Origin of the sequence: Janibacter melonis, assembly GCF_003721155.3 — a bacterium.
In the GTDB taxonomy this organism is placed as follows: Bacteria; Actinomycetota; Actinomycetes; order Actinomycetales; family Dermatophilaceae; genus Marihabitans; species Marihabitans melonis.
The window spans coordinates 2,039,347-2,059,076 of the sequence record NZ_CP044548.2; the positions used below are offsets into that span (position 1 = coordinate 2,039,347).

The following is a 19,730-nucleotide window of genomic DNA, read 5'->3' on the forward strand; positions in this document are numbered from 1 at the left end:
CGGCCATGCGCATCACGGACACCACCGTCGCCCTGGTCACCGGCGGGGCCTCGGGCCTCGGCGAGGCCACGACCCGCCACCTCAACGACCTGGGGGCCGCCGTCGTCATCGCCGATCTCGCCTCGAGCCCCGGCGAGCAGCTCGCCGCCGAGCTCGGGGAGCGAGCCCGCTTCGTCGCCACCGACGTGCGCGACGAGGACCAGGTCCTCGCCGCCGTCGCGGCCGCCTCCGAGCTCGGCGAGCTGCGCATCGCGGTCACCTGCGCCGGGATCGGCACGCCCGGCCGGGTCGTCGGCCGCAAGGGCCCGCTCGCCCTCGAGACCTTCCGCCAGGTGATCGAGGTCAACCTCGTCGGCACCTTCAACGTCCTGCGCCTCGCCGCCGCCGCGATGGCCGAGCTCGAGCCGGTCGACGGCGACCGGGGCGTCGTCGTCATGACCGCCTCCATCGCCGCCTACGACGGCCAGGTCGGCCAGGCCGCCTACGCCTCCTCGAAGGGGGGCGTCGTCGGGCTCACGCTCTCCGCGGCCCGCGACCTGGCCGACAAGGCCGTCCGCGTCACGACGATCGCGCCGGGGACCTTCGCCACCCCGATGCTCGCGGGCCTGCCCGCCGAGGCGACGGCCGTCCTCGAGGCGCAGGTGCCGCACCCCTCGCGCCTCGGCCAGCCGGCGGAGTACGCGAAGCTCGTCGCCCACGTCGTCGACAACTCGATGCTCAACGGCGAGGTCATCCGCCTCGACGGCGCGCTGCGGATGCCCCCGCGCTGACATTTGTCCTGTCTCCTTGACACAAGGTGACCGACGGGTGGATCCTCTGCTTGTCATATTCGCTTGATACAAGGAGTGGTCATGGCCGGTCTGCTCGTCCTCCCCCTCGCCCTGCTGGCGCTCGTCGCCGGGGTCGTCGTGGCCGTCCTGCGGCGCCAGTCCCTCGTCGTGCCGCCCGAGGCTCACGACGAGGTCGCGCGGACCCACCGCCGGCTCGTGCTCCTGCGTCTCGGGGCGCTCGTCGCGGCCGCGGTCACCGGTGTCGCCGTGACCTCCGGTGCCGGCGGCGGCCTGGGCGGCCCCGGTCAGGTCGCCTCGGCCGGGCCCGCCCTCGCCGCACTGGTCTTCCTCGCCGGCTGCTGCCTCGCGGAGCTCACGGTGCGCCGGGCCGCGACCCGGGTCCGCACGGCGAGCCTCGCGCCGCGCTCGGTGCTCGAGGTGCTCCCTCGGGCGCATGCCCGGACCGCCGCCGTGGCGCTGGGGGCCGTCGCGGCGACTCTCGCCCTCGGGACCGCCCTGGGCGACGCGGACGACCTCGGACGGGCCGGTCGCGCGCTCGCGACCCGGTGCGTCGATGCCTCGGGGCTGGAGGTCTCGCACCTGCGCGGGCCCTGGCCCGGGTCGTTCTACGCCCTCCCCGTCGCCGCAGCGCTCACCCTGGCAGCCCTGCTCGCCGCGGTCACGCTCGTCGTCGTGGCGCGGCGGCCGGTGGTCTCGCAGGACCGCGCCCTCGACGCCGCGATGCGACGTTGGTCGGCACGAGACGTCCTCCTCGGCCTGACGCTCGCGTCCTGCGTGACCCTCGTGCCGGTCCTGCTCCTCATGACCGCCGGCCTGGCGGGGGCGAGCTGCCGGCCGACGGGCTACGGCGCACTGGCGCTGCTGTGCGGGGCCCTCGCTCTCGCCGCGTGCTTCGGCACGGCCTGGGCGGCGAGCAGCCTGCTCGTCCGACCGGCCCTCGTCGCGATGCCCACCACGCAGCCGAGAGAGGTGGCCGGCCGATGAGCGAGGTGAGCGTCGACGTCGCGGACCCCACCCCTCCCTTCGAGCAGGTCCGTCGCCAGCTCGCGGCCCTCATCGAGACCGGTCAGATCCCGCACGACGAGCGCTTGCCATCCGTCCGCCAGCTCGCCGGCGACCTCGGTCTGGCGACCGGCACGGTGGCCCGCGCCTACAAGGAGCTGGAGGCCGCCGGGCTGGTGCAGACGCGCCGCGGCGGGGGCACCCGGGCCTGGCACCCGGTGAGCGGCGGAGCGGAGGCGCGCCTACGACGCTCGGCCGCAGTCTTCGTCGCCGAGATCGCCGCCCTCGGGGTGACACCGCACCAGGCACGAGCAGCCGTGGACGACGCCTTCGCCGCCCTGCGCGACGAGCCCGGCCCCGCATCGGCCCGCGCTACGGCGCAGTAGTGGTCGCGATCGCGACCAGTTCTGCGCCGTAGCGCGTCAGCGCGGGAGCCAGGTCGCGACGAGGTAGCCGACGCCGTACGGCGCCTCGTCGAGCACGACGTCGCCGCGCAGCACGGTCGCGTCGGCGGCGCCGCCGAGGACCTGCAGGGCGGGGCGGCCGCGGCACCACAGGGCGTCCGCGAGGTGCGGGTCGACGGCGAGCAGGGCGGGGCCGTCGACGGCTGCCAGCGCCCGTGAGAGCTCCGCGTCGAAGGCCTCGCTGCGCTCGTCGAGGTGACCCGGGGCCTTGAGGGTCCGGGTCGCGGAGCCGTCGCCGACGACGACGAGCACCGTCGGGGCGTCCCCGACGAGCCGGGCGCCGAGGGTCGCGCACTCCGCCGGGGCCGCGTCGTCGGCCACGCTGATCAGACGCACCCGCTCGTCTGCGCCGAGCCCGTCGAGCAGCTCGCGCCCGATCTCCAGCCCCGTCGGCAGGGCGTCGGGCATGACGCGGCCGTGCGTGTACCGGGGCGCCCCGGACGGCGCGTCGAGCGGCCACTCCTGGCGCACCGGCCGACGGGCGGCTCCCCCTTCTCGATGGGTCGCGGACGCGACGACGACGACCCGTGCACCCGGCGCCGCGGCGAGGGCCCGGGCGACCGCGTCGCGGGCGGTCGAGCGAAGGGGGCCGAGCGGGTCGGCGGAGCCGCCGAGACCGGGCAGCAGGGCGGGGGCGGCGGGGACGACGACCGCGGCGACGAGGCTCATGCCAGACCTCGCACCGTGCGGGCCGGCGGGCGCTCGCCGCGGAGGGTCGCGACCATGTCGAGGACCTGACGCGTCTCGGCGACCTCGTGCACCCGGTAGACGCGCGCACCGAGCCAGGCAGAGACCGCGGTCGTCGCGAGCGTGCCGACGACCCGCTCGTCGACAGGCCGGTCGAGGGTCTCGCCGACGAAGTCCTTGTTCGACAGCGAGACCAGGACGGGCCACCCGGTCTCGACCATCTCGTCGAGGCGGCGGGTCACCTCGAGCGTGTGGTGGGTGTTCTTGCCGAAGTCGTGCGCCGGGTCGACGAGCACCGACTCGCGGTGGACGCCCGCGGCCACCGCGCGGCGGGCGTAGTCGAGGACGCCGTCGAGGACGTGCTGCACGACGTCGCCGTCGTAGCCGGTGCGGAAGGGACGGGTGCGCACGGCGGCACCACCCGTGTGCGTGCAGACGACCGCCGCGCCGTGCTCGGCGGCGACGTCGAGCAGCCGCGGGTCGACCCCGCCCCAGGCGTCGTTGAGCACGTCGGCACCGACGGCGCACACCTCACGGGCGACCTCGTGGCGCCACGTGTCGACGCTGATGACGAGGTCGGGGTGGCGCTCGCGCACGGCGGCGACGAAGCCGACGACCCGGTCGACCTCCTCGGCGACCGACACCTCACCGCCCGGCGCCGCCTTGACCCCGCCGATGTCGACGAGGTCGGCGCCCTGCGCGACGACGGCGTCGACCCGGGCCATCGCCGTGTCGTCGGCGAAGGTCGCCCCCCGGTCGTAGAAGGAGTCGGGCGTGCGGTTGACGATCGCCATGACGAGCAGATCGGTGTCGGCGAAGGTGCGCCGCCCCAGGCGCAGGCTCATCGGGGTCCTCCTCCGCCCGGGGTCGCCCCGGGCACGTCGGCGGCCGGTGGCCGCGCGGCGAGCGGCACCGGCCGCTCCCGCCAGCCCTCGGCCCGGGTGTGCTGCTGGAGGACCGCGGCACGCGGCGCCCCCGCGTCGCCGTCGCACCGCGAGCGGGCGACGGCGAGCAGCTCGGCGGCCATGACGGCCAGGTCGTGGTCCTGCTGGTGCTCGTGGGCGCGGACGCCGAGGTCGACCTGGGCGATCGCGTCGAGGCCGTACCGCGCGTAGGTGTCGAGCAGGGTCGCGATCTCGACGCCGTAGCCGGTCGGCACGGCGAGCGAGCTCATGAGCTCGCGGCGCGCCGCCCACTCCCCCGCGAGCGGCTGGATGACGCCGGCCAGCTCGGGCCACCACAGGTCGAGAAGCGGCCGGGCGACGAGCTCGGTCACCCGACCGCCCTGGGTGCTCGCGGCCTCGCCCTCGCGGTCGAGCACCCGGTCGTAGTAGCCCTTGACGAGCTGGGTCTGCGGGTGGGCGAGCAGCGGGCCGAGCAGCCCCGTGACGAAGTGGGTGCCCCACAGCCGGAGGTCGGCGTCGACGAAGACGAGGAGGTCGCCGCTGGTGACGAAGAGCGACTTCCACAGCGCCTCGCCCTTGCCGGGGTGGGTGCCGAGGTCGGGGCGGATCGCGGCGCTCGCGTGGACGACCGCGCCCGCGGCCCGCGCGATCTCGGCGGTGCCGTCGCGGGAGTCGGAGTCGACGACGATGAGCTCGTCGACGAGCGGGTGCCCGTGGTCGCGCGCGGCCCGCTCGACGAGCTCGGCGCGGATCCCCCCGACGACGTCGGCCACGGTGGCGGCCTCGTCCTTCGCGGGGACGACGACGCTCACCCGGGTGCCGCCGGCGACCTTGCGGGCGACGAGATCGGCGAGCGGCCAGTCCTCGTGGCTCGAGCTGCGCGCGCCGAGCCAGGCGAGGGTCTCCGCGCGCATGCCGTCTCCGTCCGTCAGCCGGGGCGACCCGGCGGTCGCCCCGGGCCGACGCTAGCCGACGCCTCCTCCCCCTTCGCCGGGAGATGCCTGACGGCTCCCCGGGAGATCTCCCGGGGAGCCGTCAGGGTGCGGCGCGGTCAGCGCAGGAAGCCGTCGCCGACGACCCGGCCCCACCACCGGCCGATGCCGAGGGTGTCACCGCTGAAGGTGTAGGCCAGGGCGAGCAGCGCGAGCGCCTCGACCCAGTGGCTGTCGACGAGCGGGTTGGTGAAGCCGGCGTCGGGACGGCCGATCGGCAGCTCGGCGAGGTACATGAGGCCGAGGAGGACGACGCCCGCCCAGGCGGCGACCTTCATGCCCGCGCCGAGCAGGACCGCGACGCCGATGCCGAGCAGACCGGCCATGAAGAGCCAGTCCCAGACCCCGCCGGCGAAGCCGGCGAAGACGTCGCCCAGGGGGCCCTCGGTGACCGCGGGGTTCTTCGTGAGGAAGCCCGTCGTCGGCGAGCCGCCGTCGAGCCAGCCGGCACCGGCCGGGGTCGTGTAGCCGAAGCCGAAGAGCTTGTCGACGAAGGCCCAGAGGAAGGTGAAGCCGAGGACGACCCGCAGCGCGCCCATGACGTACCGGGCGATCGGCGAGCGGACGACGTCCTCGTGGTGGGTGACCTGCGCACCGGTGGTGCGGCGGGCGTCCTGTGTGGCGGTCATGGTGTCCTCCTGGTCGGGAACCGGGTCCGGCAGGATCCCTTCCTGCTGGCACTACCCAATGTAGTACTACGCGGTGTCGTAGACAACTCCCCCGGATGTGACGCACGCCGCCTCCCGCGGACGGGAGACGGCGTGGGCACGGGCGAAGGGGGTCAGCGCAGGGCCTGCGCGAAGGCCTCCTCGAGGATGTCGAGCCCCTCGGCGAGGAGGTCGTCGCCGATGGTGAGCGGGGGCAGGAAGCGGAAGACGTTGCCGTAGGTGCCGCAGGTGAGGGTGACGAGACCGCGCTCGTGGCACGCGGCGTTGACCGCGGCGGCCAGCTGGGGCGCCGGCGTCTTGAGGTCGAGGTCCGACACGAGCTCGATCGCGATCATCGCGCCCCGGCCGCGGACCTCGCCGATGACGCCCGTCGAGTCGGCGAGCGCCTGCAGGCGCGGGACGAGGATCGCCTCGATCTCGCGGGCGCGCCCGGCGAGGTCCTCCTCGCGCATCGTCTCGATGCTCGCGAGGGCCGCCGCGCAGGCGACGGGGTTGCCGCCGTAGGTGCCGCCGAGACCGCCGCCGTGGACGGCGTCCATGAGCTCGGCGCGACCGGTGACCGCCGCGAGCGGCATGCCGCCGGCGATGCCCTTGGCCGTCGTCATGAGGTCGGGCACGACGCCCTCGTGGTCGCTGGCGAACCAGTCACCGGTGCGGCAGAAGCCCGACTGCACCTCGTCGGCGACGAAGAGGATGCCGTGCTCGCGGCACCAGTCGGCCACCCGCTTCGTCCACCCGGCGGGCGGGACGATGAATCCCCCTTCGCCCTGGATCGGCTCGAGGATGACGGCTGCGCAGTTCTGCTCGCCGACCTGCGCGTGGACCATCGAGGTGAAGGCGTCGAAGGCCTCGTCGGCGCACTGCTTCTCGCCGGTGAGCCAGCGGTAGGGGTAGGCCATCGGCGCCCGGTACACCTCGCCCGCGAAGGGGCCGAAGCCGTCCTTGTACGGCATGTTCTTCGCCGTGAGCGCCATCGTGAGGTTGGTGCGGCCGTGGTAGCCGTGGTCGAAGGCGACGACCGCGCTGCGGCCGGTCGCGTGCCGCGCGATCTTCACGGCGTTCTCGACCGCCTCGGCGCCGGAGTTGAAGAGCGCGGACTTCTTCGCGTGGTCGCCGGGAGTGACCTCGGCGAGCGCCTCGCACACCTCGAGGTACTCCTCGTAGGGGGTGACCATGAAGCACGTGTGAGTGAAGTCCTGCACCTGCGCGGTCACGGCGTCCATGACGCGCTGGTTGCGGTTGCCCACGCTCGTCACGGCGATGCCGGAGCCGAAGTCGATGAGCTGGTTGCCGTCGACGTCACGCACGATGCCGCCCTCGGCGGCCTCGACGTAGACCGGCAGGCCGGTGCCGACCCCGTCGGCGACGGCGGCGAGCTTGCGCTGCTGCATCTGGACCGACCGCGGGCCGGGGATCTGGGTCGCGAGGACGCGCTGCTGGGTGATCACGAGCCGATGGTAGGGCCGGGGACCGACTCCCCCGCAACCACCGGTCCGTCGGCCTCCCAGCGCACGAGCCCGAGCGCCTCGAGCTCGGCAAACCATCCCCGCATCGGCCAGCGGCCCCACCGCCGGTGCGCCACACGGGCGTTGCGCACGATGTCGACGACGTGCTCGACCGGCGGCGAGGAGACGGGGTGCCACTGGTGGTACGCCTGCGCGCCGCCCACCCAGGTGAGCCCGACGCCGCGGTCGCGGGCCGTCCACGCGAGATCGGTGTCCTCGCCGCCGTACCCGACGTACTCCTCGCAGAAGCCGCCGAGCGTGCGCCAGGTCGACGGGGTGACGGCGAAGGAGAGCGACCAGAAGAGGTCGTGGTCGCCGTCCCTCACGAGCTCCCCCGGCGGGGGTGCCGGACGGGCGGGGTGCGGCCGGGAGAGCCCGGCGAGCTCGTCGGCCAGCTCGGGCAGGACCCCTTCGGGCAGGTAGGTGACCGGCCCGCAGAGCAGGTCGTCGGGCACCTGGGCCGCGGCCCGTTCGTAGCCCTCGAGCAGTCCCGGTCCGGGCAGGCAGTCGACGTCGAGCAGGACGACGAGATCGGCGCCGGAGTCCAGCGCGGTCGAGACGCCCGCGTTGCGGGCGGCGGCGAGCGGCAGCCCGTCGGGGTGGCCGGCCACCTCGACGACGCCGACGTGGGGGTCGTCGCGCAGCAGGGCGACGATCTGTGCGTCGTCCATCGCGACGACGACGTGCGGGGTGCCGGGGGCCACCTCGCGCAGCAGGCGGCGCTGGCGCAGCAGGTGGTCGTGGCGCCCGTGCGCGACGGTGACGACGACGGTGCCCTCAGCCACGGCCGACCCTCAGGATGACCTCGGCGGCTCGCTCGGCGGCCCCGTCGGTGCCCCAGTCCTGCCACCGGGTGGGGAAGTCCTGGGCCGCGTGGACGACGTGCGACCAGTCGACCTCCTCGGGGTGCGCGGCGAGGGCCGCGCCGACGGTGACGCAGTAGCGGCCCTGGGCGAGGGCGAGACCCATCCAGTCCTGCTCGTCGAAGGGGCGCGGCTGCGGCACGACGACCGCCGGCACCTCGAGGGCGGCGAGATCCGCGACCGCGTTCTGGCCCGCGTGGCTGACGACGACGCAGGCCCGCTGGAGCAGCGGTCCGAGGTCGCTCACCCAGCTCGACCCGCCGACGACCTGCCAGCGCAGGTCGGGCACGGCCGAGGTGACCATCTCGGGCAGCGCGGGGTCGGGCCAGCCGTCACCCCCGCCGAGGAGGACGGCGAGCGGCTCGCGGGGCACCGGCGGGCCGGGGCGCAGCGCGCTGATCCCGCCGACGTGGGCGACCTTGTCCTCCCAGCGGCGCAGGTGCGGCGCCGGGCAGACCGACGAGGGCCAGGGCGCGATGATCGCCTCGGCGAGGCGGCAGCCGAGCTCGTGGGCCGGGTCGTCGCGCAGCCCGGGCTGGGCGACGACGACGACGGGGACGCCGAGCAGGCGGACGAAGGCGGTGACCTCGACGGAGACGTCGACGACCATGACGGCGGGGTCCTCCTGCGCGACCCAGGCGGCGACCGCCGCCATCCGCTCGCGCAGTCCCTCGTGGCGAAGGGGGACCCAGTGCAGCTGCCCGTCGGCGGTGGTGCCGACGAGGTCGGCGGGCGGCCCGTCGTCGTCGCGGGGCAGGGCGATGTCGACGTCGCCGCGCGAGCCGAGCAGGGTGACCTCGGCCCCCCGTGCGCGCAGCTCCTCGGCGATCGAGCGGGCCCGGCGCAGGTGGCCTGCGCCGTGGTGGTGCACGTAGATCCCGACCTTCATCGCGACCTCACGACGTCCTCGAAGAGCTGCTCGTAGCGGTCGACCATGAGCTCGATGTCGTGGGTGCTGCGCGCCCAGTCCGCGACGTCCTGGCGGTCGAGGCGGAGGGCCGCCCGTACCCCCTCGACGACGCGGCAGACGAGCCCGTCGTCCTCCTGGCCCGGCACGAGCACACCGCCGCGCGGCCCGACGACCTCGCGCAGACCCCCACGGTCGAGCGCGACGACCGGGGTGCCGCGCACCATCGACTCGGCCGCGACGAGACCGAAGGGCTCCTCCCAGCGCGAGGTCACCAGGCTCACGGCGCTGTGGTCGCGCTCGTGCACGAGCTCCTCGGAGCTGAGGTGGCCGAGCAGCTCGACGTCGGGGCCGAGCACCGGGGCGATGACGGACTCGAAGTACTCGGGGTCGTAGACGGGTCCGGCGATGCGCAGCCGGCACCCCATGGCCCGGGCGACGGCGATGGCGATGTCGACGCCCTTCTCGGCGGTGATCCGACCGACCCACAGCAGGTGGTCGCCGCCCGGGCCGGGAGGGCCGCCGCCGGTGGGCACGCCGTTGCGGATGACCGTCGCGGGCTGCGGCAGGGTCGTCCAGGCACGGGCCGTCGTCTCGCTCACGCCGACGTAGCGGTTGCGGGGGTCGGCGAGCGCGACGCCCATCTCCATCATCGGCAGGGGCGGGGTGTGCAGGGTCGTGACGAGGGGGAGGTCGAGCACCGCGCTCATCGCGAGCGGCAGGTGGTGCAGGCTCTGGTTGTGCACGAGGTCGACCCCGCCGTCGCGCAGCAGGAGCGACATCGCGCTCGTGAAGGCCGCGTGGTCGCGCATCATCGCCGGCGGGGGCACGTCGGGGTCCGCGGCGGCCGCCACCGACAACGGCGGCAGGTCGGGGTAGGGCACGATCTCATCGGCCAGCGCCGGGTCCGACCCGGGCCGGGCGTGCAACGTCACGTGGTGCCCTCGAGCGCGCAGGGCCTGCGCGAGCAGGCCGGTGTGCGACTCCTGGCCCCCGAGCCAGGGCTGGCGAAGGGGGTTGCGAGACGTCGCGAGGACCGCGATGCGCATCTAGACCGCCTCTCTGGTGATCTCGTCGATGTAGGTGGCGAAGCCCCCGTCGCAGCGGCCGGCACGACGGCCGGAGCTGCAGACGCGGGTGCGGTCCGTGGCGACCCAGCGGTCGGTGGTCGCGCGGACCGCGTCGACGAGGACGGCGTCCTCGTGGAGCGGGAGGGGCGGGTACCCGCCGACGGCGAGGTAGGTGCTGGCGCGCACGCCGAGGTTGGCGCCGTGCACGTAGGGGTGGCCCTCGCCGAGCTCGTGGCGGCAGTGCCAGGCGAGGAGGGCCCGCGGGTCCTCCACGTCACCGGGCTCGACGGTGCCGACGACGGCGTCGAGGCCGCCCTCGGCGAGCTCGACCTGGACGGCCAGCCAGTCGACCGGCACGACGGTGTCGGCGTCGGTCGAGGCGAGCCACAGCGCGTCGTCGGGCACCCCGGCGGCACGGGACCGGGCGAGCACGCCCCGGGCGCCGGCCGCGCGGGCCGCGCCCACCTGGCCGTGGTCGCTGACGACCGCGGAGACACCGGCGGCCGCGACGACGGGTGCCGTGGCGTCGGTGCAGCGGTCGAGGACGACGAGCAGGTCGACGACGACGTCGGGGCGTGAGCGCCGGAGGTGGTCGCGGCTCGTGAGCAGGGCCGCCAGGCACGAGCCGACGAGCAGCTGCTCGTCGCGGGCGGGCACGACGACGGCGACCCGCGCGACCCGGTCGCTCACCGGACCTGCCCGCCGTAGACGTCGAGGAGCACGTCGGCGTCGCGGTAGGCGACCCGTGGCTCGCCGAGCACGGAGCGCACCTGGGCGTGCACGGCGACGCCGTCGAGCGGGATGTCGGCCGTCGGGTGGCTCCAGTGGACGAGCACGAGCTCGCCGCCGTCCGCGAGCAGCCGACGGACCGACCGCAGCGTCGAGAGCAGCTCGGAGCCGGTGAGGAAGTAGCCGATCTCGGAGAGCACGACGAGGTCGTAGACCTCGCCGGTCTCGAGCAGCTCGCGCAGGACGTCGGGGCACTCGCCCTGCACCCACCGGACCTGCGGCGCCGAGCGCGCCGGCGGACGGGCACGGGCCATCTCGAGCGCGCTCTCGCTGAGGTCGACCGCGGTGATCGCGTCGGCCCGCCCGGCGAGCCCGTGGGTGAGCTCACCGGTCGCGCAGCCGAGGTCGAGCACCCGGCCGTAGCGCTCCTTCGCGAGCACGGCGAGCGTCAGCGCCCGCTTGCGCCGCTCGTACCAGGACCCGAAGTCCCACGGGTCGTCGTCGGCGGCGTACATCGCGTCGAAGGCCGCGCCGCGCTCCCAGGACCCGTCCTCGCGGGGGATGCGGGGCAGCGGCGTCGTGCGGATGATCGTCTCGACGACCCGCTCGAAGCGCACGCGCACGTGCTGCCCCAGCAGCACGCCGTCGCCGTGCCCCGGGCCGAGCGGCTCGACCTGGCTGCGGTGGCTCGCCACGGCGGCAGCCTTCGCGCGGAGCTCGGCCGGCCCGAGGTCGACGAGCTCGAGCTGGTCCCACGGCAGCTCGTCGGGGGTGGCCCAGTGCCACAGCCACACGGGCACGAGGGCCACCTGGGCCTGCGTCGTGCGCTCGACGAGGCAGGCCGCGTCGGCGGCCGCGTGGTGGTCGGGATGCCCGTCCTCGCGCCACGGGGCGAGGACGAGGGCGAGCCGGTCGCCGACGAGGTCGACGACCGCCGCGGCCATCGTCTCGACGTGGTCGGCGAGCCCGCCGTCCGGGAGGGCGAGGCGGTGCAGCTCGACCGAGGCGCCGAGGTGCGCCACCGCGGCGGCGACCTCCTCGCGCCGCACCGCGGCGAGCGCGGCGGGGTCGGTCGATCCCTGCGGGTGCGAGCGCTCGCCGTCGGAGGCGAGGACGACGTGGGTGGGGATCCCGGCGGCCGCGGCGGCCGCGAGGACCCCGCCCGGGCCGAGGCTCTCGTCGTCGGGGTGGGGGGCGATGACGACGACCTGCTCGAAGGGGGCGACGAGGTCGGCTGCCGAGGTCGAGGGCACCGTGTCCCACCGCGGGTCGAGCAGCCAGGTCGCCTCGTCCGTGCCGGGGTCGGCGGCGTCGAAGGGGCGGGGCCCGCTCATCGCCCGCCCCCGAGCACGAGGGAGCCGAGCCGGGCGAGGTCGCGCTCGGCGTGGTGCTGGCGGACGTAGACGGTGAGGTCGGCGACCCGTCGGGCGTGCTCCTCGTCGCCGGTGAGCGGGCCCGGCCCGAGGGCGTGGCCGGTGATGCGCACGAGCTCCTCGGCTGCCTCGGCGCACGTCGCCCGGACCCGCGCCGCGAGCAGCTCGCCCGCGCCCCCGGTGGCCTGCCCGGCGTCGATCGCCCGAGCCGCGTCGTCGAGCACGCAGGTCGCGGCGTGGAGCAGCGTGTCGGCGCGACCGAGGTGCACGAGGGCCACCTGGTCGGGCTCTCGTCGGCTGCTCGCGGCGCAGAGCGCGTCACGCAGCGCCGTCGCCGCACCGAGCCACACGGCGGCGACGCCGATCCCGCCCCAGGCGAAGCCCGGACGTCGCAGGTACCAGCCGTCCTCGCCGAGAGGGAGGGCGGGCACGCCGTCGAGCTCGAGGCTCGTCGAGCGCACCCGGGTCAGCCCGCGCGAGACCCACCGCTGCTCGGGGTGCGAGACGCCCGGGTGCCCGAGGTCGACGGCGAAGGCGCGTCGCGTGCCCGGACCGGTGTGGGCGGTGATGACGGCGTGGCTCACCTCGGAGGCCAGCGAGCACCAGGGCTTGCGACCGGTGAGCGTCCACGTGCCGTGCTCGTCCGGCGTGCCGGCGAGGTGGTGGCCGGGCCCCTCGGCGGCGTACACGCCCCACACGCCGTCGCTCGTCACGTCGCTCGTCTCGTGCGCGACGGCGTTCTGGGCGAGGATCGCGACGGCGTCGAGGTGCGGCTCGACGACCCGGGCGACCGTGAGGTCGCCCGCGCCGACCGAGAGCAGCGCGGTGAGGTAGGGCGCGCTGTCCGACCCGAGGCGCTGGGCCGTCGGGCTCAGCTCGCGGGCGAGGGCGAGCACCTCGTCGAGGTCCCCGCCGTCGGCGACGGCCGCGCCGAGGGTGCGCGCGCGGTCGACGAGGCCGGGGTCGGGTCGCAGGCTCATGCGCCGCCGTCCACGCGCTCGTTGGTGCGGCGGGCGGCGCGGTCGCCGAGGACGCTCAGGGCGTCGACGACGCGCGAGCCGAGGCGCTCTCGAGCCGTGGCCCCGGTGACCCGGGGACGCTCGCCGGACATCGACGGGCCGCGGTCGGGCCCGTCGGGCAGCAGCCGGGCGGCGAGCCCCATGACGCCGACGGTGAGGGCGGGGGCGATGCCGTGGACGCGTCGCCCGATCATCGTCAGGGGGGTGAGCTCGACCTGCGAGCGGCCGGCGAGCACGCCGTCGACGATGCGCCGGGCCGCGCGCTCGGCCCCGATCGACAGCACCGGCAGCGAGGCGCCGGGGGCGAACCACGCGTAGTCGCGCTCGGCGTCCCCGACGAGCTGGGCGGCGACGTGGCCGCCGGTGCGCATGAGGCCGGGCACGACGGTCGTCGCGGTGACGCCGGTCCCGGCGAGCTCGGCCCGCAGGCCCTCGGTGAGCCCGACGGCACCGAACTTCGCGACGGAGTAGGGCAGGAGGTGCGGCACGCTGACGACCCCGCCGACGGAGCTGACGACACCGATCCGCCCGCTGCCGGCGGCGCGCATCGAGGGCAGCACGGCGAGCGCGACGTGGACCGGGCCCATGAGCATCGTGTCGACGGCGTCACGGAAGTGCCCGAGCGTCGTCGAGGACACCGGCCCGACCTGGATGATCCCGGCGACGTGGATCGCGACGTCGACCCCGCCCTCGAGGTCGACGACGGAGCGCACCCAGCTCTCGACGGCGTCCGCGTCGCGGACGTCGCACACCGCGGGGACGAAGGGGGAGCCGGCTCCCCCTTCGCCACGCCCGGACCGGGCCGCGACGATGGTCGCGGCCCGGTCGAGGGTCCCTGCGTCACGGCCGCAGCCGTGCACCCGGTAGCCGCGGCGGGCGAGCTCGACGCTCACGAGCAGGCCGAGCCCGCGCGACGCCCCCGCGACGAGGGCGACGCCCCCGGACGCGGGGACGGCGTGGGACGCGTCGGTGCTCACGGCTTGAGGACGACCTTGATGCAGCCGTCTTCCTTCTTCTGGAAGATGTCGTAGCCGTGCGGCGCGTCCTCGAGCGGCAGCCGGTGCGTCGCGAGGGTCTCGACCCCGAAGACGTCGGCGTCGTCGGTGAGGACCGGGATGATGTCGTCGACCCAGCGCCGCACGTGGCACTGGCCCATCCGCAGCGCGATGCCGCGGTCGAACATCTCCATCATCGGCATCGGGTCGGACTGACCCCCGTAGACCCCGCTCACCGAGACCGTGCCGCCGCGACGGACGGACTTGATGGAGTCGTAGAGCGCGGCGAGACGGTCGACCCCGGCCTTCTTGATGAGCGGCTTGGCGATCGCGTCGGGCAGCAGGCCCGCTCCCTTGACGGCCGCGCCGAGGACCGGCGTGCCGTGCGCCTCCATGCCCACCGCGTCGAGAGTGCCGTCGGCGCCGCGGCCGTCGGTCATCTCCTTGATCGCCGAGGGGATGTCGTCGACCTCGTCGGTGCTCAGCACCTCGACCCCGTACGCCTGGGCGGCGGAGAGCCGTTCGGGCACGTTGTCGACACCGATGACGCGGATGCCGCGGTGACGGGCGATGCGCGTGGCGAGCAGACCGACCGGGCCGAGCCCGAAGACCGCGAGCGTGTCGCCCTCGCTCACCTCGGCCCACTCCACGCCCTGCCAGGCGGTGGGCAGGATGTCGGAGAGGTAGAGGAAGCGCTCGTCGGGCACCCCGTCCGGCACCTTGATCGGCCCGAAGTGCGCCTGCGGGACGCGCAGGTACTCCGCCTGGCCGCCGGGCACCGAGCCGTAGAGCTCGGTGTAGCCGAAGAGGGCCGCCCCCTTGTCCTGCGAGGTGACCTGGGTCGTCTCGCACTGGGCGGTGTAGCCGCGCCGGCACATCCAGCAGTGCCCGCAGGAGATGTTGAAGGGGATGACGACGCGGTCGCCGGGCTTGATGTGGGTGACCTCGGCGCCGACCTCCTCGACGACGCCCATCGTCTCGTGGCCGAGGACGTCGCCCTGGGCGAGGAAGGGCCCGAGGGGCTCGTAGAGGTGGAGGTCGGACCCGCAGATCGCCGTCGACGTCACCTTGATGACGGCGTCGGTGGGCTCTTGGATGCGGGGGTCCGGCACGTCGACGACCTGCACGTCGCGGGTGCCCTGCCAGGTGAGTGCTCTCATGCTGCTCCTCTCGTCAGGCCGTGATGGCCCGGTCCCAGTGGCGGGGTCCCGCGCACCGGGTGATGAAGGTCTGCGCGTCGTCCGCGCCGGACACCGTGAGGACGGCGTCGTCGGCGTCGACCTTGCCGTCGAGACCGGCGGCGGCGACGAGCGTGCTCGTCGCTCCCCCGAGCCCGATGACCTTGAAGTGGGTGAAGGCGTCGGTGACGAAGTCACGGGCGGCCGGCTCGTCGGCGAGCGCCGCGCCGCCGGCATCGCCGGCGATGATCGCGACGGCGTCGTAGAGCACCGAGGGGGCCCCGGCGATCGCCTGGTCCGCCGGGATGCGGCGACCGTCGGAGAGGGTCGTGCCCCCCACGGCGATCGCGATGACCTCGACCATGCCGCCCGCGTCGGTGACCGACTTCTCGACGGCGGCCACGGTGCCGGCGTCCGCGCCCTCGCCGAGGAGCAGCCCCAGCTTGCGCCCGGCGAAGGTCTCCGGGGCGTTGGCCAGGATGCTCAGCGCCGGCGAGGGGTCGAGGTCGGTGCGGGTCTCGACCGCGGCGGGGCTGGCCTCCGGCAGGTCGAGGGCCAGGCCCTTCGCGACCCGGCCGGCGAGCTCCTCGTCGACGTTGCGCAGGTTGGCGACCATCCGTGAGCGGATGGCCTCGACCTCGCACTTGCCGAGCTCGAAGACGTAGGCCGAGACGATGTGGTCCTGCTCGACCGGGGTCTGGCTCACCCAGAACTGCCGCGCCTGGCTGTAGTGGTCGGAGAAGGACTCGCTGCGGATGCGCCGGGTCGTGCCCTCGACGCGCTCCGGCACGGGCACGTGGCCCTCGGCGCCGGCCTCGCGGGGACCGCGCTCGGCGCCGCTGAAGGAGTTCGGCTCGTAGGTCGCGCGCCCCGGCTGCAGCGAGGTCTGCATGTGGCCGTCGCGCTGGAAGTGCGCGACGGGGCAGCGCGGCGCGTTGACCGGCAGCTGGCTGAAGTTCGTGCTGCCGAGCCGCTTGAGCTGGGTGTCGAGGTAGGAGAAGTTGCGCCCCTGGAGCAGCGGGTCGTCGCTGAAGTCGATGCCCGGCGGCACGTTCTGCGTCATGAAGGCGACCTGCTCGGTCTCCGCGAAGACGTTGGTCACCGTGCGGTCGAGGGTCATCCGGCCGATGGGGCGGACCGGCAGGACCTCCTCGGGGATGATCTTCGTCGCGTCGAGGACGTCGAAGTCGAAGGAGTCGGCGAAGTCGTCGTCGAAGACCTGCACGCCGAGCTCCCACTGCGGGAAGTCACCGGACTCGATGGCGTCGTAGAGGTCGCGCCGGTGGAAGTCGGGGTCGGCGCCGTTGATCTTCACCGCCTCGTCCCACACGACCGACTGCATGCCCTGCAGCGGGGTCCAGTGGAACTTCACGAAGGAGCTCTTGCCCTCGGCGGTGACGAAGCGGAAGGTGTGCACGCCGAAGCCCTGCATGGTGCGGAAGGAGCGCGGGATCGCGCGGTCCGACATCTGCCACAGGGTCATGTGGGTCGACTCGGGCATGAGCGAGGCGAAGTCCCAGAAGGTGTCGTGCGCCGACTGCGCCTGCGGGAAGCCGCGGTCCGGCTCCTCCTTGACGGAGTGGACGAGGTCGGGGAACTTCAGCGCGTCCTGGATGAAGAAGACGGGGATGTTGTTGCCGACGAGGTCCCAGTTGCCCTCGTCGGTGTAGAACTTCGTCGCGAAGCCGCGGACGTCGCGCGCGAGGTCGAAGGAGCCGAGGTTGCCCGCGACCGTCGAGAAGCGCACGAAGACCTCGGTCTTCTTGCCGGCCTGCGCGAAGACGCTCGCCCGGGTGATGTCGGCGAGCGACTCGTAGGCCTCGAAGACGCCGTGCGCGCCGTAGCCGCGGGCGTGGACCACGCGCTCGGGGATGCGCTCGTGGTCGAAGTGGAAGATCTTCTCGCGGAAGTGAGCGTCCTCGAGCAGGGTCGGGCCCCGGTCACCGGCACGAAGGGAGTTCTGGTCGTCCTCGACGGGCACGCCGTGCGCGGTCGTCAGCGGGGGGCTGTCGCCGCCGCTGCGCTGGTGGAGCTCGTCGCCGGCCCCGCGGACGTCCTCGGAGGTGTTCTTGGCTGCCATGGCTGCTTCCCGGTCGGGTCGGCGCGAGGTCTCGCGCCGTCCCTCGACACAAGCACGCGGGTCCGTCGCAGGACGCGGGAGGAGGCACCCCCCTTGGGGTGTATGCGCGGACTCGGCAGTGAGCATCGGACGGGCTATTTTGGGCCCATGCACGAAGCCGGTCCCAGCGGGCCCATCCGCCTGTCTGTCCTCAACGACTACGAGGTCGTCGTCCACGGCGTCGCGGCCATGCTCGCCCCCTTCGCCGACGAGATCCGCGTCGTCGAGCTGGACTGCGACATGCCGCTGTCGCAGCCCGTCGACATCGCGCTGTACGACGCCTTCGCCGCGCCGTCGAACGCCCCCCGCAAGCTCGACACGATCGTCTCCGACGACAAGGTCGGGCACACCGTGCTCTACACCTGGGCCGCCGGGCCCGAGGTCATCGCCGCGGCGCGCGACCGCGGCCTGTCCGGCGTGCTCTCGAAGTCGATGAGCGCCCAAGAGCTCGTCTCCGCGCTGCGCCGGATCTGCGCCGGCGAGACCCTGCTCACCCCGCAGGCCGCGACGGACGTCGAGCCCCGCGCGGCCGGCTGGCCCGGGCAGGAGCAGGGCCTGACCCCGCGCCAGTCCGAGGTCATCGCGCTCGTCACCGAGGGGCTGAGCAACCAGGAGATCGCCAAGCAGTGCTACCTGAGCATCAACTCGGTGAAGTCGTACATCCGCGCCGCCTACCGGACGATGGGCGTCTCCTCGCGCAGCCAGGCCGTGCTGTGGGGCATCGACCACGGCTTCCACCGCGACCAGCTGCGTCTCATCGCCCGTGACGGCGACGGCGCCCGCACCTCCTTCGTCGTCGACGACGGCCAGACGTCTGGCTGAGCGATGCGTGCGGCGGCTCTGCTGCTCGTCCTCGCGCTGCTCACCGGCTGCGCGAGCATCCCTCGCGACCCCGACGGCACCCTGGAGCAGGTCCGCTCCACCGGCGAGCTGAGGGTCGGGGTCTCGCACCACCCGCCGTGGACCGACGTCACGACCGACCCACCGACGGGCTCCGAGGTCGAGCTCGTCACCGCGTGGGCGGAGTCGCTCGGCGCCCGCCCCACCTGGCGGGTCGACGGCGAGGAGGCGCTCGTCGCCGCCCTCGAGCGCGGCGACGTCGACGTCGTCGTCGGCGGGCTCACCGACAAGAGCGCCTGGAGCTCGAAGGTCGGGATGACCCGTCCCTACGTCGAGATCTCCGGGCCGGACGGCAGGCACGCGCACGTCATGGCCGTGCCGGCCGGTGAGAACGCCCTGCAGTCCTCGCTCGAGCGCTGGCTCGACGACCACGGGAGGGCGCCATGAGCACCGAGGGGGCTCTGTCCTTCGGCCGCACCCAGCTGCCCGACGAGCAGCGCCGGGCCCTGACGCGCGCGATCCACCTCGAGTGGGTGACCATCGCCTTCATGACGACCGCCGTCGCCGTCGTCTACCTCGCGATGGGCAGCTCGCAGGCGATGAAGACGGCGTGGGTCGAGGACCTCCTCGCCTTCACCCCGCCGATCGCCTTCCTCCTTGCCCAGCGCCGGGCCCGCCGCCCGGTCGACCCCGACCACCCGTACGGCTACCACCGCGCCGTCGGCGCCGGTCATCTCGCCGCAGCCGTCGCCCTGCTCGGCACGGGCACCTACCTCGCCGTCGACTCCGCGATGGGGCTGATCAAGGCCGAGCACCCCCCGGTCGCCACCGTCGAGCTCTTCGGTCACGCGGTGTGGGCGGGCTGGGTGATGATCGCCGCCATGGTCTACACGGGTGTCGGCCCGGTGATCCTCGGACGGATGAAGATGCCGCTCGCCGACGCGCTGCACGACCGGGTCCTCTACGCCGACGCCGACATGCAGAAGGCCGACTGGCGCACCGCCGCCGGGACGGTCGTAGGCGTGCTCGGCATCGGTCTCGGGCTGTGGTGGGCCGACGCGGTCGTCGCCATCGCCATCTCCTTCTCGATCATCCACGACGGCTGGACCAACGTCCGGCACGCGTCCGGGGCGCTCGTCGACTCGCAGGCCCGCACGGTCGAGGGCTCGCAGCCGCACCCGCTGACCCGCCAGGTCGACGAGGCGCTCGAGGAGATCGCCTGGGTGCGTCGCAGCGGCAGCCGCGTGCGCGACATGGGCCACGTCTTCCACGTCGAGAGCTTCGTCGTACCGCACGCCGGCCACACCCCCGACCTCGGCGACCTCGAGCACGCCGCGCAGGTCGCCCGGGGGCTGGACTGGAAGGTCGACGACGTCGTCGTCGTGCCTGTCCGCGAGATCCCCGAGGAGCTCGACCGTCGAGGACGGGCGAAGGGGTGACCCCTCCCCTGCCGTAGCATCGTGGCCGCGTCCCGCGCGGGGCGCAGGGCGGCCCCGGCCGCCGCCGCTGGCGTGGCGCAACTGGCAGCGCACCTGTCTTGTAAACAGGTGGTTGGGGGTTCGAGTCCCCCCGCCAGCTCTCCCCCTTCGCCGCAGCATGCCGATGGCCGCGACCTGTCAGGTC

General features: G+C 74.4%; 20 protein-coding genes and 1 tRNA gene. 7 read left to right on the forward strand and 14 right to left on the reverse strand.

The annotated features are described in order from the left end of the window. The first annotated feature begins 5 nt into the window (after positions 1–5). The 3 genes from EEW87_RS09670 (at position 6) to EEW87_RS09680 (ending at position 2,179) form a co-directional block, all read left to right on the forward strand. Positions 6–770: an SDR family NAD(P)-dependent oxidoreductase gene (locus tag EEW87_RS09670; protein WP_123093592.1), complete on the forward strand. Its 765-nt coding sequence runs from the start codon at positions 6–8 to the stop codon at positions 768–770. Positions 771–851: 81 nt separating this feature from the next. Next, a complete protein-coding gene (locus EEW87_RS09675; protein ID WP_123093516.1) occupies positions 852–1,775 on the forward strand; it encodes a hypothetical protein in 924 nt (307 codons plus the stop codon). Continuing rightward, positions 1,772–2,179, forward strand: coding sequence for a GntR family transcriptional regulator (locus EEW87_RS09680; protein ID WP_123093517.1), 408 nt, complete (start codon positions 1,772–1,774; stop codon positions 2,177–2,179). Before EEW87_RS09675 ends, EEW87_RS09680 begins: the two co-directional genes overlap by 4 nt. A gap of 36 nt (positions 2,180–2,215) precedes the next feature. Here EEW87_RS09680 and EEW87_RS09685 read toward each other — a convergent pair whose 3' ends face one another. From EEW87_RS09685 to EEW87_RS09750, 14 genes are all read right to left on the reverse strand, one after another. After that, positions 2,216–2,926 carry a class III extradiol ring-cleavage dioxygenase family protein gene (locus EEW87_RS09685; RefSeq protein WP_123093518.1) on the reverse strand — a complete coding sequence of 237 codons (711 nt, stop codon included), beginning with the start codon at positions 2,924–2,926 and terminating at the stop codon, positions 2,216–2,218. Continuing rightward, positions 2,923–3,789, reverse strand: a complete 867-nt coding sequence (folP, locus tag EEW87_RS09690; protein ID WP_123093519.1) for a dihydropteroate synthase — start codon at positions 3,787–3,789, stop codon at positions 2,923–2,925. The genes EEW87_RS09685 and folP overlap by 4 nt, the downstream gene beginning before the upstream one ends. After that, a complete protein-coding gene (locus EEW87_RS09695) occupies positions 3,786–4,763 on the reverse strand; it encodes a glucosyl-3-phosphoglycerate synthase (RefSeq protein WP_123093520.1) in 978 nt (325 codons plus the stop codon). The genes folP and EEW87_RS09695 overlap by 4 nt, the downstream gene beginning before the upstream one ends. A gap of 137 nt (positions 4,764–4,900) precedes the next feature. After that, positions 4,901–5,470, reverse strand: a complete 570-nt coding sequence (locus EEW87_RS09700) for a DoxX family protein (RefSeq protein ID WP_123093521.1) — start codon at positions 5,468–5,470, stop codon at positions 4,901–4,903. Positions 5,471–5,622: 152 nt separating this feature from the next. Beyond that, on the reverse strand, positions 5,623–6,900 hold the full coding sequence (gene gabT, locus EEW87_RS09705; protein ID WP_229300360.1) for a 4-aminobutyrate--2-oxoglutarate transaminase: 1,278 nt from the start codon (positions 6,898–6,900) through the stop codon (positions 5,623–5,625). A gap of 53 nt (positions 6,901–6,953) precedes the next feature. Beyond that, on the reverse strand, positions 6,954–7,799 hold the full coding sequence (locus tag EEW87_RS09710; RefSeq protein ID WP_123093523.1) for a glycosyltransferase family 2 protein: 846 nt from the start codon (positions 7,797–7,799) through the stop codon (positions 6,954–6,956). Beyond that, positions 7,792–8,766: a glycosyltransferase gene (locus EEW87_RS09715; protein WP_123093524.1), complete on the reverse strand. Its 975-nt coding sequence runs from the start codon at positions 8,764–8,766 to the stop codon at positions 7,792–7,794. The genes EEW87_RS09710 and EEW87_RS09715 overlap by 8 nt, the downstream gene beginning before the upstream one ends. Next, entirely contained in the window at positions 8,763–9,833 is a 1,071-nt protein-coding gene (locus EEW87_RS09720; RefSeq protein WP_123093525.1) for a glycosyltransferase, read from the reverse strand. Before EEW87_RS09720 ends, EEW87_RS09715 begins: the two co-directional genes overlap by 4 nt. Continuing rightward, a complete protein-coding gene (locus EEW87_RS09725) occupies positions 9,834–10,544 on the reverse strand; it encodes a glycosyltransferase (protein ID WP_123093526.1) in 711 nt (236 codons plus the stop codon). Further along, positions 10,541–11,917 (reverse strand): bifunctional PIG-L family deacetylase/class I SAM-dependent methyltransferase, encoded by a 1,377-nt coding sequence (locus tag EEW87_RS09730; protein WP_123093527.1) that lies wholly within the window; start codon positions 11,915–11,917, stop codon positions 10,541–10,543. The genes EEW87_RS09725 and EEW87_RS09730 overlap by 4 nt, the downstream gene beginning before the upstream one ends. Next, positions 11,914–12,936, reverse strand: coding sequence for an acyl-CoA dehydrogenase family protein (locus tag EEW87_RS09735; RefSeq protein WP_123093528.1), 1,023 nt, complete (start codon positions 12,934–12,936; stop codon positions 11,914–11,916). Before EEW87_RS09735 ends, EEW87_RS09730 begins: the two co-directional genes overlap by 4 nt. Next, positions 12,933–13,952 (reverse strand): SDR family NAD(P)-dependent oxidoreductase, encoded by a 1,020-nt coding sequence (locus tag EEW87_RS09740; protein ID WP_123093529.1) that lies wholly within the window; start codon positions 13,950–13,952, stop codon positions 12,933–12,935. The genes EEW87_RS09735 and EEW87_RS09740 overlap by 4 nt, the downstream gene beginning before the upstream one ends. Further along, positions 13,949–15,130, reverse strand: coding sequence for a zinc-dependent alcohol dehydrogenase (locus tag EEW87_RS09745; RefSeq protein ID WP_123093530.1), 1,182 nt, complete (start codon positions 15,128–15,130; stop codon positions 13,949–13,951). The genes EEW87_RS09740 and EEW87_RS09745 overlap by 4 nt, the downstream gene beginning before the upstream one ends. 13 nt (positions 15,131–15,143) lie before the next feature. Beyond that, positions 15,144–17,228 (reverse strand): catalase, encoded by a 2,085-nt coding sequence (locus EEW87_RS09750; RefSeq protein ID WP_123093531.1) that lies wholly within the window; start codon positions 17,226–17,228, stop codon positions 15,144–15,146. Positions 17,229–17,375: 147 nt separating this feature from the next. On the opposite strand from EEW87_RS09750, the gene EEW87_RS09755 reads away from it, so the two are divergent. From EEW87_RS09755 to EEW87_RS09770, 4 genes are all read left to right on the forward strand, one after another. After that, positions 17,376–18,089 carry a helix-turn-helix transcriptional regulator gene (locus EEW87_RS09755; RefSeq protein ID WP_224766850.1) on the forward strand — a complete coding sequence of 238 codons (714 nt, stop codon included), beginning with the start codon at positions 17,376–17,378 and terminating at the stop codon, positions 18,087–18,089. A 3-nt stretch (positions 18,090–18,092) separates the two neighbouring features. Further along, entirely contained in the window at positions 18,093–18,554 is a 462-nt protein-coding gene (locus EEW87_RS09760) for a transporter substrate-binding domain-containing protein (RefSeq protein ID WP_123093532.1), read from the forward strand. Further along, positions 18,551–19,546: a cation diffusion facilitator family transporter gene (locus EEW87_RS09765; protein WP_123093533.1), complete on the forward strand. Its 996-nt coding sequence runs from the start codon at positions 18,551–18,553 to the stop codon at positions 19,544–19,546. The genes EEW87_RS09760 and EEW87_RS09765 overlap by 4 nt, the downstream gene beginning before the upstream one ends. A gap of 66 nt (positions 19,547–19,612) precedes the next feature. Beyond that, positions 19,613–19,685: transfer RNA gene (locus EEW87_RS09770), tRNA-Thr, on the forward strand. Positions 19,686–19,730: the final 45 nt, after the last annotated feature.

Bases quoted from the DNA above. Each gene is read 5' to 3' on its own strand.
- EEW87_RS09675 (WP_123093516.1), top strand. From the start codon at position 852: ATGGCCGGTCTGCTCGTCCTCCCCCTCGCCCTGCTGGCGCTCGTCGCC.
- EEW87_RS09750 (WP_123093531.1), bottom strand. From the start codon at position 17,228: ATGGCAGCCAAGAACACCTCCGAGGACGTCCGCGGGGCCGGCGACGAG.
- gabT (WP_229300360.1), bottom strand. From the start codon at position 6,900: ATGCAGCAGCGCAAGCTCGCCGCCGTCGCCGACGGGGTCGGCACCGGC.
- EEW87_RS09735 (WP_123093528.1), bottom strand. From the start codon at position 12,936: ATGAGCCTGCGACCCGACCCCGGCCTCGTCGACCGCGCGCGCACCCTC.
- EEW87_RS09760 (WP_123093532.1), top strand. From the start codon at position 18,093: ATGCGTGCGGCGGCTCTGCTGCTCGTCCTCGCGCTGCTCACCGGCTGC.
- folP (WP_123093519.1), bottom strand. From the start codon at position 3,789: ATGAGCCTGCGCCTGGGGCGGCGCACCTTCGCCGACACCGATCTGCTC.
- EEW87_RS09685 (WP_123093518.1), bottom strand. From the start codon at position 2,926: ATGAGCCTCGTCGCCGCGGTCGTCGTCCCCGCCGCCCCCGCCCTGCTG.
- EEW87_RS09720 (WP_123093525.1), bottom strand. From the start codon at position 9,833: ATGCGCATCGCGGTCCTCGCGACGTCTCGCAACCCCCTTCGCCAGCCC.
- EEW87_RS09765 (WP_123093533.1), top strand. From the start codon at position 18,551: ATGAGCACCGAGGGGGCTCTGTCCTTCGGCCGCACCCAGCTGCCCGAC.
- EEW87_RS09730 (WP_123093527.1), bottom strand. From the start codon at position 11,917: ATGAGCGGGCCCCGCCCCTTCGACGCCGCCGACCCCGGCACGGACGAG.
- EEW87_RS09755 (WP_224766850.1), top strand. From the start codon at position 17,376: ATGCACGAAGCCGGTCCCAGCGGGCCCATCCGCCTGTCTGTCCTCAAC.
- EEW87_RS09700 (WP_123093521.1), bottom strand. From the start codon at position 5,470: ATGACCGCCACACAGGACGCCCGCCGCACCACCGGTGCGCAGGTCACC.
- EEW87_RS09745 (WP_123093530.1), bottom strand. From the start codon at position 15,130: ATGAGAGCACTCACCTGGCAGGGCACCCGCGACGTGCAGGTCGTCGAC.
- EEW87_RS09695 (WP_123093520.1), bottom strand. From the start codon at position 4,763: ATGCGCGCGGAGACCCTCGCCTGGCTCGGCGCGCGCAGCTCGAGCCAC.
- EEW87_RS09670 (WP_123093592.1), top strand. From the start codon at position 6: ATGCGCATCACGGACACCACCGTCGCCCTGGTCACCGGCGGGGCCTCG.
- EEW87_RS09715 (WP_123093524.1), bottom strand. From the start codon at position 8,766: ATGAAGGTCGGGATCTACGTGCACCACCACGGCGCAGGCCACCTGCGC.
- EEW87_RS09680 (WP_123093517.1), top strand. From the start codon at position 1,772: ATGAGCGAGGTGAGCGTCGACGTCGCGGACCCCACCCCTCCCTTCGAG.